This is a genomic window from Aeromonas salmonicida (assembly GCF_028355655.1).
GTDB lineage: Bacteria > Pseudomonadota > Gammaproteobacteria > Enterobacterales > Aeromonadaceae > Aeromonas > Aeromonas salmonicida.
This window is the reverse complement of sequence record NZ_CP110645.1, coordinates 3,945,001-3,958,495: the sequence shown is the minus strand read 5'-3', so window position 1 is coordinate 3,958,495 and position 13,495 is coordinate 3,945,001. Positions and strand designations below refer to the sequence as shown.

Annotated in this window: 12 protein-coding genes (1 of these 12 cut by a window edge); 6 read left to right on the top strand and 6 right to left on the bottom strand. The window is 57.1% G+C overall.

The features are described from left to right. Window positions 1-55: 55 nt before the first annotated feature. From ONZ54_RS18310 to aspA, 3 genes are all read right to left on the bottom strand, one after another. On the bottom strand, window positions 56-1,141 hold the full coding sequence (locus ONZ54_RS18310; protein ID WP_271786853.1) for a porin: 1,086 nt from the start codon (window positions 1,139-1,141) through the stop codon (window positions 56-58). A gap of 200 nt (window positions 1,142-1,341) precedes the next feature. Beyond that, window positions 1,342-2,661 (bottom strand): anaerobic C4-dicarboxylate transporter, encoded by a 1,320-nt coding sequence (locus ONZ54_RS18305; RefSeq protein WP_271786852.1) that lies wholly within the window; start codon window positions 2,659-2,661, stop codon window positions 1,342-1,344. Window positions 2,662-2,789: 128 nt separating this feature from the next. Next, window positions 2,790-4,232 (bottom strand): aspartate ammonia-lyase, encoded by a 1,443-nt coding sequence (gene aspA, locus ONZ54_RS18300; RefSeq protein WP_005318968.1) that lies wholly within the window; start codon window positions 4,230-4,232, stop codon window positions 2,790-2,792. 450 nt (window positions 4,233-4,682) lie between these two features. Between aspA and ONZ54_RS18295 the strand changes: the two genes are divergently transcribed. Beyond that, window positions 4,683-5,159 (top strand): FxsA family protein, encoded by a 477-nt coding sequence (locus ONZ54_RS18295; protein WP_271786851.1) that lies wholly within the window; start codon window positions 4,683-4,685, stop codon window positions 5,157-5,159. Window positions 5,160-5,183: 24 nt separating this feature from the next. On the opposite strand, the gene ONZ54_RS18290 is transcribed toward ONZ54_RS18295, so the two are convergent. Next, window positions 5,184-6,554: an MATE family efflux transporter gene (locus ONZ54_RS18290; protein ID WP_271786850.1), complete on the bottom strand. Its 1,371-nt coding sequence runs from the start codon at window positions 6,552-6,554 to the stop codon at window positions 5,184-5,186. A 216-nt stretch (window positions 6,555-6,770) separates the two neighbouring features. Between ONZ54_RS18290 and ONZ54_RS18285 the strand changes: the two genes are divergently transcribed. The 5 genes from ONZ54_RS18285 (at window position 6,771) to ONZ54_RS18265 (ending at window position 11,535) form a co-directional block, all read left to right on the top strand. After that, a complete protein-coding gene (locus ONZ54_RS18285; protein ID WP_005318973.1) occupies window positions 6,771-7,064 on the top strand; it encodes a co-chaperone GroES in 294 nt (97 codons plus the stop codon). Between the two features lie 41 nt (window positions 7,065-7,105). Further along, window positions 7,106-8,740 (top strand): chaperonin GroEL, encoded by a 1,635-nt coding sequence (groL, locus tag ONZ54_RS18280; protein ID WP_021140096.1) that lies wholly within the window; start codon window positions 7,106-7,108, stop codon window positions 8,738-8,740. 95 nt (window positions 8,741-8,835) lie between these two features. Continuing rightward, the gene (locus ONZ54_RS18275) at window positions 8,836-9,333 is read left to right on the top strand and encodes a putative pterin-binding protein (RefSeq protein ID WP_005318977.1); all 498 of its coding nucleotides are present in this window, start codon (window positions 8,836-8,838) and stop codon (window positions 9,331-9,333) included. 23 nt (window positions 9,334-9,356) lie between these two features. Beyond that, window positions 9,357-11,288: a putative bifunctional diguanylate cyclase/phosphodiesterase gene (locus tag ONZ54_RS18270; RefSeq protein ID WP_058395188.1), complete on the top strand. Its 1,932-nt coding sequence runs from the start codon at window positions 9,357-9,359 to the stop codon at window positions 11,286-11,288. Window positions 11,289-11,346: 58 nt separating this feature from the next. Further along, the gene (locus ONZ54_RS18265; protein ID WP_005318982.1) at window positions 11,347-11,535 is read left to right on the top strand and encodes a hypothetical protein; all 189 of its coding nucleotides are present in this window, start codon (window positions 11,347-11,349) and stop codon (window positions 11,533-11,535) included. A gap of 56 nt (window positions 11,536-11,591) precedes the next feature. Here ONZ54_RS18265 and rluA read toward each other — a convergent pair whose 3' ends face one another. Continuing rightward, the gene (rluA, locus tag ONZ54_RS18260) at window positions 11,592-12,248 is read right to left on the bottom strand and encodes a bifunctional tRNA pseudouridine(32) synthase/23S rRNA pseudouridine(746) synthase RluA (RefSeq protein WP_271786849.1); all 657 of its coding nucleotides are present in this window, start codon (window positions 12,246-12,248) and stop codon (window positions 11,592-11,594) included. A gap of 200 nt (window positions 12,249-12,448) precedes the next feature. After that, window positions 12,449-13,495, bottom strand: the 3' end of a protein-coding gene (gene rapA, locus ONZ54_RS18255) for an RNA polymerase-associated protein RapA (RefSeq protein ID WP_271786848.1). The gene runs 1,821 nt beyond the window's last position; the window shows 1,047 of its 2,868 coding nt (coding positions 1,822-2,868); its start codon lies off the right edge, out of view; its stop codon occupies window positions 12,449-12,451.

Here is a 13,495-nt window from a genome sequence, read left to right as displayed (position 1 = left end):
TAAAAAACCGGCCGCAGTGCGGCCGGTAAAATACAGTAGGCAATTCAGGGAAGACTTAGAAGTTGTACTGCAGGGCCACGGCGACCACGTCGTCGGTGTTCTTGCCGAGCGAGTTGGTGTGGGTACCGTTGACGTTGTCCAGCAGGTTGATCTTGTAATCAACATAGGCATTGAAGTTGTCGGTGAAGTTGTACCAGGCACCGATGGAAACATATTCGGTGGCGGTATCGTCAATGCCGCGGGCATTGTCTTTCACGTCGGTACGCAGGTAGGCCAGAGACGGCTTGAACTTGCCGAAGGTGTACTGGGCCACGGCTTCGTAGCCATCCATCTTCTCGGCGTAGCCGTTGTTGACGAACAGGTGGTCTTCGCCGTGGGAGTAAGTAGCGGCCAGGTAGAGGTCACCGGCTTCGTACTTGGCACCCACACCGTACAGCTTGGCATCGCGGTCGCCACCGAAGGCAGAGTTGTCAGCCTGCTCGTCGGTCTTGCCAGCCTGGTTGTAGGCGGCACCCAGGCTCAGACCCATGTCGAAGTCATAGTTGGCGGACAGGGCGAAACCTTCAGCAGACCCTTCTGAATTCCAGGTGCTGTTCGGACCGGTCATCTCGGAACGGCCAGCGTTCTGCGGATCGTTGTTGCCGGTGAACTGGGCACCCAGGGTCAGACCCTGATAGGTGTAGATGTACTGAGCCAGACCGTTGGTGCGGCCGGTGCCGAATACTTCGGTGTCTTTACCCAGGCCATCACCACCCCATTCCGGCAGCACGTCTGTGTAGTTGTTCACCGCCTTGGTGAACAGGCCATCCTGACGACCATAGCTGAAGGCACCGAAACGATCGTGCTTGATACCGGCGAAGGCATAACGCAGTTCGTCGTTGTCAGAACCGGACACCGGCAGGTTGTACTCGGCAAAGCCGAAGGCGGTCAGCTCGTTGTCGATCTTGGTTTCGCCGGCAATGTGCAGACGGAAGTAGCTCTGATCACCCTCGGAATCCTTGTTGTCGGTACCGTAGTACATGCCTTGAGCACGGCCACCTATCTCGAGTTTGGTGTCGTTCTGGTCATAGACGGTCGCGGCTTGGGCGCCGCCGGCCAGCAGCACGCTGGAGATGGCCATAGTCAATGCTGTCTTCTTCATCGTTTTTTCCTCTGTGTAAACAATGTCGGACCTGTGCTCGGTCCTGCAGGATCGGTTGCTGTTCCGATGGCCCAGAGTAGATCTGTGAACCTTGATAGGAACTGAAGCGGTCGAGGATTAATTGGCGGAGAAAGGGAAAAACGAGGAATAAAAAACGGCCCAATAGGGGCCGTTTGAGTTTTTATGGCATTAAATGCTGATTAGAGCATCAGACCGCCAAAGAAGAAGCCCAGTAGCACGGCGAAAGCAATGGTCGCGGTGCCGGGGATGAAGAAGGGGTGGTTGAACACGGCCTTGCCAATTCGGGTCGAGCCGGTGTCGTCCATCTCGACTGCGGCCAGCAGGGTCGGGTAGGTCGGCAGCACGAACAGGGCGCTCACGGCGGCGAAGGAGGCGATGGCGGTCAGCGGGCTGACACCCAGCGCCAGTGCGGCCGGCATCAGGGCCTTGGTGGTGGCGCCTTGTGAATAGAGCAGCATGGCGGAGAAGAACAGCACCACGGCCAGCAGCCAGGAATACTGGTTCAGCAGGTCGCCAGCGATCAGCTGAATGGTATCCATGTTGCCTTTCACGAAGACGTTGCCCAGCCAGGCCACACCCAGTACACAGATACAGGCGGACATACCGGACTTGAAGGTCGGCATGTTGGTGATTTGAGTGGCGTCCAGTTTGCAGACCAGGGTCATGATGGTGGCAGCAGCCAGCATGATGCCCATGATGGCACCGTCACGGGGAATTGGCGGGTTGGTGATCAGCCCCACTTTGCCTGAGATGGCGGTGGCATAAGCCATGACGGCCACGATGGCGGCGATGAAGATCCAGACAGAAACCTTGGCGTAAGGCTTCAGCTCCAGCTTGGTGGTGCCGCGCAGCTTGATCAGCCCTTTGGCTTTACGCTCCAGATAGACTTCATCCTGATCCAGCGGTTTGCCCATCATGTTGGCAATGAAGGCGCCCAGGATACAGGCGATGAAGGTGGACGGAATGCAGATGGCCAGCAGGGTCAGGTAGTCGACACCGAACGGCTCAAGCATGCCGGAGAAGGCAACCACGGCCGCGGAGATCGGGGAGGCGGTGATGGCAATCTGGGAGGCGACGACCGCGATGGAGAGCGGACGGGAAGGACGAATGCCCTGCTCCTTGGCCACTTCGGCAATTACCGGCAGGGTGGAGAAGGCGGTGTGACCGGTACCGGCCAGCATTGTCATCAGATAGGTGACGATGGGGGCGGCAAAGGTGATGTACTTGGGATTCTTGCGCAGAGCCTTTTCTGCCAGCGAAACCAGGTAGTCCATGCCACCGGCCAGTTGCATACAGGCAATGGCACAGATGACGGACGCGATGATCATGATCACGTCCCAGGGGATGAAGGTGACCAGTTGGTCGCTCGGAATTTGTACCCCCAGGCCCCAGGTCAGCACCAGCACACCCAGACCACCGGCAAAGCCGATACCAATACTGCCTATCCGGGCACCCAGATAGATAGCGGCGAGCACGACAAGTAACTCGATAACAATCATAGCGAACACTCCATTTTCCGGTTTTTTTTAGGTTTTATTTGGCAGAAAAGCCAATTCCCGATGGGACTGGGTGAGACCGATCGGGAACTGACTTTATGGGCCGGGATAAACCCGGCCCATTTTCTCGCTTATACGGTGGCTTCGCGGGTGTAGCGCTTGGCTTTGTATTGCGGGTTCATCAGGTTCTCGATGGAGAGGATTTCGTCCAGCTGTTCGGCGGTCAGCAGGCCGCGTTCCAGCACGACCTCACGGACGTTCTTGCCGGTCTGGGCGCAGATCTTGCCGACGATATCCCCTTCGTGGTGGCCGATGAAGGGGTTCAGGTAGGTCACGATGCCGATGGAGTTCAGCACGTGGTTCATACAGATTTCCGGGTTGGCGGTAATACCTTCCACACACTTCTCGCGCAGGGAGATACAGGCTTTTTCCATCAGGCTCAGGGATTCGAACATGGCCTGACCAATCACCGGCTCCATGACGTTCAGCTGCAGCTGACCGGCTTCGGCGGCGAAAGTGATGGTGACGTCGTTGCCGAATACCTTGAAGCAGGTCTGGTTGACCACTTCCGGGATAACCGGGTTGACCTTGGCCGGCATGATGGAGGAACCCGCCTGCATTTCCGGCAGGTTGATCTCTTTTAGTGCAGTGCGCGGACCGGAGGAGAGCAGACGCAGATCGTTACAGATCTTGGACATTTTCATGGCCATGCGCTTGATGGCACCGTGCAGCATCACATAGGCGCCACAGTCGGAGGTAGCTTCGATCAGGTCTTCTGCCGGAACATAAGCGCGACCCGTGATCTCGGCCAGGCGCTTGATGGCCAGCGCAGAGTACTCGGGCGGGGTGTTCAGGCCGGTACCGATGGCGGTTGCGCCCAGGTTCACTTCCAGCAGCAGCTCCTGGCAACGCTTGATGGACTTGATCTCTTCACGCAGGGTAACGGCGAAGGCGTGGAACTCCTGACCCAGTGTCATGGGAACCGCGTCCTGCAGCTGGGTACGGCCCATCTTCAGGATGCTTTTGAATTCCTTGGCCTTGGCATCGAAGGCGGCGATCAGTGCTTCCAGTGCATGCAGCGTGGTGTCTGTGCTGTTTACCACGGCAACGCGGAAGCCGGTAGGGTAGGCGTCGTTGGTGGATTGGCACTTGTTGACGTGGTCATTGGGGTTGATGACGTCGTAACGGCCCTTCTCCAGACCCATGATCTCGAGGGCGATGTTGGCCAGTACTTCGTTGGTGTTCATGTTGACGGAGGTGCCTGCACCACCCTGGTAAACGTCGACCGGGAACTGGTCGAAACATTTGCCGGTGTTCAGCATCAGGTCGCAGGCTTCTACGATCTTGTCAGCAATTTCAGGACGGATGGTGCCCAGTTCGCCGTTCGCCAGAGCGGCGGCCTTCTTGGTCAGCACCATGCCGCGGACAAATTCCGGAACGTCAGAAATCTTCTGAGTGCTCAGCTTGAAGTTTTCGACTGCGCGCTGGGTATGCACGCCGTAGTAGAGCTCATTGGAAACTTCTTTGGTGCCCAGCAGGTCTTCTTCAATGCGGACGTTCTTGATGTCGCTCATTGTAATGCCTCAGAAATCAGATAAATGGAAACGATCCTCACCGAGTGGTCGCGAGTTCCTTACGCACGGCTCATCCTGAAGCACCACACATCGAGTGGGGCAGTTGGGAGCGTTTTTTGCTCCCTTAATTACTAGCGTCGATATTACCTCAATTGAGGTATCTGATATTAGACCTGGATCACTAAATTTGAGACAACCTCAAATAACTTGTGGTCATTAAACAGATATTGCAATTGAGCGATTAACTTTGACAGAACAAGGACTTCAATCACAGTCGGCCATGCCGGTTTTTCTGAATATCTGGCGCTCTGTCACCCTTCACACTTGAAAAATGGGTGTCGACCCCCACTTTAATATTCAGGAACCGACTTTGTGGCGTGTTGGCAGCGAAATATGCGTTTGCTGCAAGAGTTTATGGGTTCATCCAAATTCACTCGCACTGAGGTTGTTATGGGCAAGTTATTTCTGTTGTTGGTCGGTCTGGTGCTGCTCGAGCTCACCGTGATGATCGAGGTGGGCTCCGTGATTGGCGCCTTGCCAACCGTAGGCTTGCTGGTGCTGACCGCCGTGCTCGGGTCATCGCTGGTTCGCAGTGAAGGCATCAAGACCCTGCTCAATGCGCAGCAAAAAATGCAGCAAGGGGAGATGCCGGGTCGTGAGGTGATGGGGGGCATGATGCTGGCGCTGGCCGGCTTGCTACTGATCATCCCGGGCTTTGTGACCGATTTCTTCGGTATCCTGTTGCTGCAACCCTGGCTGCGCAACAAGCTGGCTGACAAACTCATTGGCAGCAATCAGTTCCGGATGCAGATGGGCGGTTTTCATGCCCAGCAGCCTCCATTCGAGGCGCGTCCAGGCGAGGAAAAACCGGGTCAGGTCAATCGTGGCGGGACCACCATCGAAGGCGAATTCGAGCGTAAAGAGTAAGCCTCTGTAGCGAAGCTGTGCCTGTCAGGGTTTGCCCTGATGGCACAATCGCTCGAAACGGTGGCGGGCATACCACCATGCCAGAGTGCCCGCTGCCAGATTTGCCAGCAGTATCCCCAGATAGACTCCCTGTTCCCCTCCCAGCTCCGCCCCCAGCCAGGCCCCTGGCAGCAAGAAGACAAACAGCCGCAATCCGTTGAACAGAAACGAGATGCTCGATGCCCTGACGCCGTTGAGTGCCGAGGCTAGCAGCATCACCATGCCCTGGAAGCCATACCCTATGGGGACCAGGTGCAAATACAGAATGATGAGGCGCACTACTTGTGGATGATCGCTGAACAGGTTGGCGATAAGCGGTGCCAGCAACCAGGTCAGCCCGTACACCCCGAGCTGGAACAGCAAAGCGAAGCGCATGCAAAATTGCAGTGCGGCCCTGGCGCGGGCCGGGTTGCCAGCCCCGCAGTTTTGCGAGATGAAGGGGGCCAGCACGGAGGAGAGCGCCATCATCACTATGAGCAGCAGTGCCTCGACCCGGGAGGCGGCGCCGTAGGCGGCCACCACTTCGGTGCCCAGACCGGCGAAGATGATCATCAGCACCGCATTGGCCAGGGGGTTGAGCATGTTGGTGAAAGAGGCCGGCACGGCCACGTGGAGCAAGGCGCGCCAGTGGGCCAGCAATTGTGGGCGAGGGGACAGGCGCAATCGCAGCAAGCCTTCCCGATGGCGCAATATGTAGAGGCTGACCAGCATGGCCATCAACCAGGAGATCGACGTGGCGATGGCCGCCCCGCGGATCCCCCATTCGGGAAAGGGGCCTATGCCAAAAATGAGCAGTGGGTCCAGCACGCCGTTCACCAGCCCCGCCACCGTCATCACCAGGCTGGGCGTCTTGGTATCCCCGGTGGCCCGAATGGCGGCATTGCCCACCATGGGCAGCACCAGCATGGGCACGGTCAGATACCAGATAAGCATGTAGTCATAGATGAGGCGGATCAGCTGATCGCTGGCGCCGAGCAGCCGAAACAGGGGCTGTATGGTGCATGCTCCCAGCAGCGAGAGGAGCGTGACCAGCCCCACGGCCAGAAACAGGCAGTCGGTGGTGATGCGGGCGGCTTCGTCATGTTTGCCCTGACCGAGGGCATGGCCGATGACGGCGGAGAGCCCGGCCCCCAGCCCCATTGCCAGCGAGGTGACCACGAAGGTGACCGGGAAGGTGAAGCTGATGGCGGCGAGTGCCTGGGTGCCCAGCATGCCGATGAAGAAGGTATCGACCAGATTGAATGCCAGTATGGCGATGATGCCGAGGATCATGGGGCCCGTCATGCGCAGCAGCACGGACGTCATGGGGGCGGTCAGCAGGGGGTTGGGTCGGGTCACGAGCTCGTCTCTATACATCTGGCGAAGTGAGTTCTGGCTGCAGGCAGCACAAACCCGGTTTCCTGACCGGGACACGGGCGATCCATCGAAGATATTCATAGTACGTGAAAATATTTTTTTTGTATTTGCCCTTGAAGGGTTAACAAAAACGCCCCACATCAGAGGCATATCTAATTTGGCCAGGAATGGCCATTCCTCAAAGCAACACAGAGACTCATTTTGGGAGAGTTATCGATGAAAATTCGTCCACTGCACGACCGCGTCATCATCAAGCGCATCGAAGCTGAAGCCAAATCCGCTGGCGGCATTGTCTTGACTGGTACTGCGGCCCAGAAGTCCACCCGTGGTGAAGTACTTGCCGTGGGGACTGGCCGAATTCTGGATAATGGCGATGTCAAAGCCCTCGCCGTCAAGGTTGGTGACAAGGTGATCTTCAACGAAGGCTACGGTGTGAAGACCGAGAAGCTGGATGGTCAGGATGTACTGATCCTGTCTGAAACCGACATCCTGGCGATTGTCGAAGCGTAATCCACCCTTTCCCCTGCGAATTGATTGAAGGATTGAAGAAAATGGCAGCTAAAGAAGTCAAATTTGGCAACGAAGCCCGCATCAAGATGCTGGAAGGCGTAAACATCCTGGCCGATGCCGTCAAGGTTACCCTGGGTCCGAAAGGCCGCAACGTGGTACTGGACAAGTCCTTCGGTGCGCCGACCATCACCAAGGATGGCGTCTCCGTGGCGCGCGAAATCGAACTGGAAGACAAGTTCCAGAACATGGGTGCCCAGATGGTCAAGGAAGTTGCTTCCAAGGCCAATGATGCTGCCGGTGACGGTACCACCACAGCAACCGTACTGGCTCAGGCCATCGTCAACGAAGGTCTGAAGGCCGTTGCTGCCGGCATGAACCCCATGGATCTGAAGCGCGGTATCGACAAGGCCGTGATCGCCGCCGTTGCCGAGCTGCAAGTGCTGTCCCAGCCATGCGCTGACAACAACGCCATCGCTCAGGTAGGCACCATCTCCGCCAACTCCGACGAGAAAGTGGGCAAGCTGATTGCTGAAGCCATGGACAAAGTCGGCCGTGATGGCGTCATCACGGTTGAAGATGGTCAGGGCCTGGACGACGAGCTGGCTGTGGTAGAAGGCATGCAGTTCGACCGTGGCTACCTCTCCCCCTACTTCGTCAACAAGCCGGAAACCGGTGCCGTTGAGCTGGATGATCCCTTCATCCTGCTGGTGGACAAGAAAGTATCCAACATCCGCGAAATGCTGCCGGTGCTGGAAGGCGTTGCCAAAGCAGGCAAGCCGCTGCTGATCGTTGCCGAAGACGTGGAAGGCGAAGCGCTGGCGACCCTGGTGGTCAACACCATGCGTGGCATTGTGAAAGTGGCTGCCGTCAAGGCGCCGGGCTTCGGTGACCGTCGCAAGGCCATGCTGCAGGATATCGCCATGCTGACCGGTGGTACCGTGATTTCCGAAGAAGTAGGCATGGAGCTGGAAAAAGCGACCCTGGAAGATCTGGGTCGTGCCAAGCGTATCGTCATCACCAAAGAGAACACCACCATCATCGATGGCGTGGGTGATGCTGCCCTGATCGAAAGCCGTGTGGCCCAGATCCGTCAGCAGATCGAAGAGACCTCTTCCGATTACGACCGTGAGAAGCTGCAAGAGCGCGTAGCCAAACTGGCCGGTGGCGTTGCCGTGATCAAGGTCGGTGCTGCGACCGAAGTCGAGATGAAAGAGAAGAAAGCCCGTGTTGACGATGCCCTGCACGCAACCCGCGCTGCCGTAGAAGAAGGCGTTGTTGCTGGTGGTGGTGTGGCGCTGGTACGCGTTGCCGCCAAACTGGCCGGCCTACGTGGTGACAACGAAGATCAGAATGTGGGTATCAAGGTTGCCTTGCGCGCCATGGAAGCCCCGCTGCGTCAAATCGTCATCAACGCTGGCGAAGAAGCCTCCGTCATTGCCAACGCCGTGAAAAATGGTGAAGGCAACTTCGGCTATAACGCTTACACCGAACAGTACGGTGACATGCTGGCCATGGGTATCCTGGATCCGACCAAGGTCACCCGTTCTGCTCTGCAGTTCGCCTCTTCCATCGCCGGCCTGATGATCACCACAGAGTGCATGATCACCGAGCTGCCGAAGAAAGATACCCCTGCCATGCCTGACATGGGCGGCATGGGCGGCATGGGCATGATGTAATTCAGTCCTGGTTACCAAACGGCTCGCTTTTGCGGGCCGTTTTTTTTATGGCGACTAAACTGAGTCTATTGTTGGTGACTTTTTCTGAGGTGAGTATGCGTGCACTGGGTTTGATTCCATTACTGTTTTCTCTGGCGATGCCGGTCATGGCCCTTGAGGCGCCGCAGGGTCCCGTCATCTTGACGGTGACCGGCAATGTGAAGCCTGCCGAGGCAACAGAGGGGGAGGTGGCTTTCGATCTGGCCATGCTCAAGGCCTTGCCCCAGCATGAAATAGTGACGGGAAATCCCTGGGTCGACAAACCGCACAAGTATGTGGGGCCCAAGCTGGCAGATGTGCTGGCTGCCGTCGGAGCGGATGGCAAATCCATTACCCTAACCGCCCTGAACAGTTTTCAGATACGGATCAACTGGGACAAGGTCAGCAAATACGATCCCATTCTGGCCTGGCAAGATGACGGTGTGACCATGCGGGTACGGAATAAGGGACCGCTTTGGTTTATCCTACCGCTTGATCAGCATCCGGAGCTGAAACGATCAGAGTTCACTGACATGATGATCTGGCAGTTGAATGCGGTTGACGTTCAACATTGATATAACGGCGTGCGGGAGTGCGAGTGAAAGCAAAGACCAAGGCGTGGCCTTTACTTGTCGTTCTTTACCTATCCATCCTGTTGTTTACGGGAAGTACCCTGTATTGCCTCGCGCAGATACAGAATGCGACCCGGGTGATGGAAAAGTACACCTATGACGTCTCCTGGGCGCTGATGCAGTTGCAGCTGGAGTTGGGGCGCTTCCTCAACTCCGTCGAGATCTACCATTATGGTGGCATCGATCACGACACTCTGATGCTGCGTTACGACATCCTCTGGAGCCGCACGCCAATCCTGCTCAGCGGGCAGTTGCGCCAGAGCATGAAAGACAAGCAAAAGACCCTGCGTCTGGTGCAGCTGATTGAAAGCAACATCCGCGAGATGGAGTCCAACATCACCAATCTGAAGTCGGGCACGCCAGAGTATCAGCAAATCATGATGCGATTGGCCCCTCTGCAAGAACCTCTCTCCTACTCTCTCGCCTCTGTGATGCAAAAGAACATCAATGTCTATTCCGGTAATGACAAACGCTTTGGCCAGCTGCGCAACGCCTTGCTGTTTATGGTTTCCGGTCTGGTGTTGTCCGTGATGTTGCTCAGTGGCCTGCTGATCCGCGAGGCGCGTCGCCATTTCCGGGCTGCAAGAGTCGATCCCCTGACCGGGCTGGTCAATCGGCTGGCGTTGCTGGAGAAGATGGAATCGTACGCAACCAAGGAGATACCATTTGGTTTGGTACTGGTTGATATCAACGATTTTCGGGATATCAACAGCAAATTTGGCTACAACACCGGTGACTTCTTGCTGCAGGAGATGGCAAAACGGGTTCGCGGCCTGTGTGAAAACGGTGAGTGGGTGGCGCGTCTGGGTGGCGATCAGTTTGCCATTATCCAGCGCGAGAGCAGTGACCTGCGGCAGGTGAGAGAGCTGGTTGTACGCCTGCTTCATGCGCTCAAGCAAGATATCATCATCGACAATTACCCCTTCCGGCTGGAGGTGGGGATAGGTATCGCCTTCTTCCCGATGGACAGCAAGCTGACTCAGGAGCTGCTCAGTCGGGCCGAGCAGGCGCTGTTCCACAGTCGCAAGACCCATGTCCCTTATGTCATCTATGACAACTCGCTGCTCAATGAAACGGCGCGGCGCAAGCATCTGGCAAGCGACATGATCATGGCGCTGGAGCACAACGCACTCGAACTGTATTACCAGCCCATAGTCAATCTTGAAAGCGGTCGCTGCGAGGCAGTCGAAGCGCTGCTGCGCTGGCGGCATCCTGAGTTGGGGTTCATTCCACCCAACGAGGTGATCCAGGTGGCGGAAGAGTTCCAGCTGGCCGAGAAACTGGGCAGCTGGGTGTTGAACACCGCCTGTGAGCAACTCTATCAGTGGCAGCAGCTCGGGCTGGTCGACTTGCAAATGTGCGTGAATATCTCGCCTGGCATGTACCAGCGCAATTTGTTGAAACTGGTCGCCAAGGCGTTGATGGATCACCATATCCCGGCTGCCAGCCTGGTGTTGGAGGTGACGGAAGACACCACAATGCGCGAGGTGAAGAATTCCCTGCAGCTGATGCAGGATCTGAATCAACAAGGGGTGCAGTTGGCGCTGGATGATTTCGGTACCGGCTACTCATCTCTCAGCTATCTGCAGAAATTGCCGGTCAGCAAGGTGAAGATCGATCGCTCCTTCATCCAGGGGATCGATACCTCGATAGAAGCATCTGAACTGGTCGCCAACATTTGCCGTATGGGTTCCATGCTGGGCAAGAGTCTGGTGTGCGAAGGGATAGAAACCCAGGCGCAGCTCGATGTCCTGCGTACTCTTACCGATATTCATCTCTATGGACAAGGCTATCTGTTCAGCCGTCCCGAACAGGCGGAGAAAATATATCAGACTCTTCTGGAGATGGAGGAGGCGTGGTTGAAGCGACGCCAACCCGACAAAGCGTATTTAATTTAGCCAAAATGATTCATGTCTGGCGCAAGATGGCCGATAGTCTTAGGGCAGGAGGTACACCATGGATATATCTAGTTCCGCATCAACGTCATTTGGTTCTGCTTTGCTGACGGCCAGTCTGGCCAAAAAACAGCAGACTCAGGATGGTGAAGCCGCATTGAAACTGCTCCAGACGGCTGCTCAGTCAGCCCCTGCTGCAGCGCCAACGGCCAGCTCCACTCTGGGAAGCAAGATTGATATTCGCGTCTGATCCTAATGAAAAAGCCCCCATCAGTAGATGGGGGCTTTTTTTATGTCTGCGCTGGCTTACAGCGAGAAAGGCGCTGGCGCCTCGAAGGTTATCCGCTCGCCACTGCGGGGGTGGCTGATGGTCAGCATGGCCGCATGGAGGTAGAGATGGGGTGCTGCCGCCAGTGCATCCGGATGGGCATAGAGGTTGTCACCGAGAATGGGGTGTCCCAGCTCCAGCATATGGACGCGCAGCTGGTGGGAGCGACCTGTGATGGGGGTCAGCTTGATCAGGCTGTTGCCGTTCTCCACCTTCAGTTTTTCCCACAGGGTCAGGGCATGGCGCCCCTCTTCGAAATCCACCTTCTGTTTCGGGCGGTTGGGCCAGTCGACGCAAAGTGGCAGGTCGACCTGACCCGAGTCTGCTTCTGGCTCGCCCCACACCCAGGCGAGGTAGTGCTTCTCGGTCTCCCGCTCGCGAAATTGCCGACTCAGCTCCCGATGAGAATTGGGGGTGAGGGGTATGACAATGACGCCAGTGGTGGACATGTCGAGGCGATGGGCTGCGGCCGCCTTGGGGTGCTGCTGCTTCACCCGATGCAGGACGCTGTCTTCATTCTCGGGGCCGCGCCCGGGGACGCTCAGCAGGCCGGTGGGCTTGTTGACCACCATGATGTCCTTGTCCTTGAACAGGATATCGAGCCAGGGTTCCAGAGGCGGTGAGTATTCAAACATAAATGTCTCGCATCAGAAGGTGGGGGCAAGCCCCCATCAGTTATGGGTAACCACAATCATAAAGGGTATGAGATCCCGCGTGAGCCGGAGCCGGTCATGCCTCTTCACTGCCTTGTCAGTTATGGATGACCGCGATAATAAAGTGCATGGCATCCAGCCTGAGCCTGAGCCGGATCAGGTCATGTCTCTTCATTGCCGCGTCAGTTATGAGTGACCACGATAAAGCGGATTGCATCCAGCTTGAGTTGGGTCTGATCGATCAGGTGGTGCAATTCTGCCTGCAGATTGCGCAGATAATCCAGTTCGCTGTCACGCACGTTCGGATTGACTGCCTTGAGCGCTTCCAGACGATCGAGATCCTGCTGCAGGGTCTGCGCCATCCGGGCACGGGCCTTGTCGACAATCCCGGCTTTCAGCTCTTCGGCAATGACCTGGCCCTTGCCAATCAGACCGTGAATCACCGGCTGGGAGGCGGTGACCAACTTGCTGCCAAGGTGGCGGTTGACCGGGGTCAGCTGGCGGTTGAAGGCATCGAATGCCACCTTCTCGCCCAGATTCTGACCGTTCTTGTCCATCAGCAGGCGGATCGGTGTCGGCGGCATGAAGCGATAGAGCTGGGGATGGGCTGCAGACTCGGCGACGAAGATCAGCTCAAGCAGGATGGAGCCGATGGGCAACGCCTTGTTCTTGAGCAGGGCCACAGACGTTGCGCCGATCTCGGAGCCCAGAATGAGGTCTATACCGCCGCGCATCATGGGGTGATCCCAGGAGAGCAGCGCCATGTCATCCCGTGACAAGGCGGTCGGGCGATCGAAGGTGATGGTCATGCCATCCTGCGGCAGGCCCGGGAAGCTGGATACCAGCATGTGATCCCCCGGGGTCAGCACCAGCGCGTTCTCGCCTCTGTCATCCTGATTGACGCCGATCTCGTCGAACATCTTGAGGGCGAAGGAAACCATGCCTGTGTCATCATCTTCGGCGGCCAGCTTGTCAACCAGTTGCTGGGCGGCGGCGCCACCGCTGGAGTGGATCTCCAGCAGGCGATCGCGACCCTGTTCCAGTCGGGCTTTGAGCGGCTCGTGCAGCTCGCGGGTCTTGATCAGCAGGGCGTCGAGGGTCACCTGATCGCCGGTGTTGGCGGCCAGCAGCTCGAACAGTTCGTCACGCACAGCTTCGAATACCGGGCGGGCAGTCGGGCAGGTCTGCTCGAACGCATCCAGACCATCGTGATACCAGAGCTGCAGGGC

Bases quoted from the DNA above. Each gene is read 5' to 3' on its own strand.
- ONZ54_RS18285 (WP_005318973.1), top strand. From the start codon at position 6,771: ATGAAAATTCGTCCACTGCACGACCGCGTCATCATCAAGCGCATCGAA.
- ONZ54_RS18265 (WP_005318982.1), top strand. From the start codon at position 11,347: ATGGATATATCTAGTTCCGCATCAACGTCATTTGGTTCTGCTTTGCTG.
- ONZ54_RS18305 (WP_271786852.1), bottom strand. From the start codon at position 2,661: ATGATTGTTATCGAGTTACTTGTCGTGCTCGCCGCTATCTATCTGGGT.
- ONZ54_RS18290 (WP_271786850.1), bottom strand. From the start codon at position 6,554: ATGTATAGAGACGAGCTCGTGACCCGACCCAACCCCCTGCTGACCGCC.
- ONZ54_RS18310 (WP_271786853.1), bottom strand. From the start codon at position 1,141: ATGAAGAAGACAGCATTGACTATGGCCATCTCCAGCGTGCTGCTGGCC.
- aspA (WP_005318968.1), bottom strand. From the start codon at position 4,232: ATGAGCGACATCAAGAACGTCCGCATTGAAGAAGACCTGCTGGGCACC.
- ONZ54_RS18275 (WP_005318977.1), top strand. From the start codon at position 8,836: ATGCGTGCACTGGGTTTGATTCCATTACTGTTTTCTCTGGCGATGCCG.
- ONZ54_RS18295 (WP_271786851.1), top strand. From the start codon at position 4,683: ATGGGCAAGTTATTTCTGTTGTTGGTCGGTCTGGTGCTGCTCGAGCTC.
- rluA (WP_271786849.1), bottom strand. From the start codon at position 12,248: ATGTTTGAATACTCACCGCCTCTGGAACCCTGGCTCGATATCCTGTTC.
- groL (WP_021140096.1), top strand. From the start codon at position 7,106: ATGGCAGCTAAAGAAGTCAAATTTGGCAACGAAGCCCGCATCAAGATG.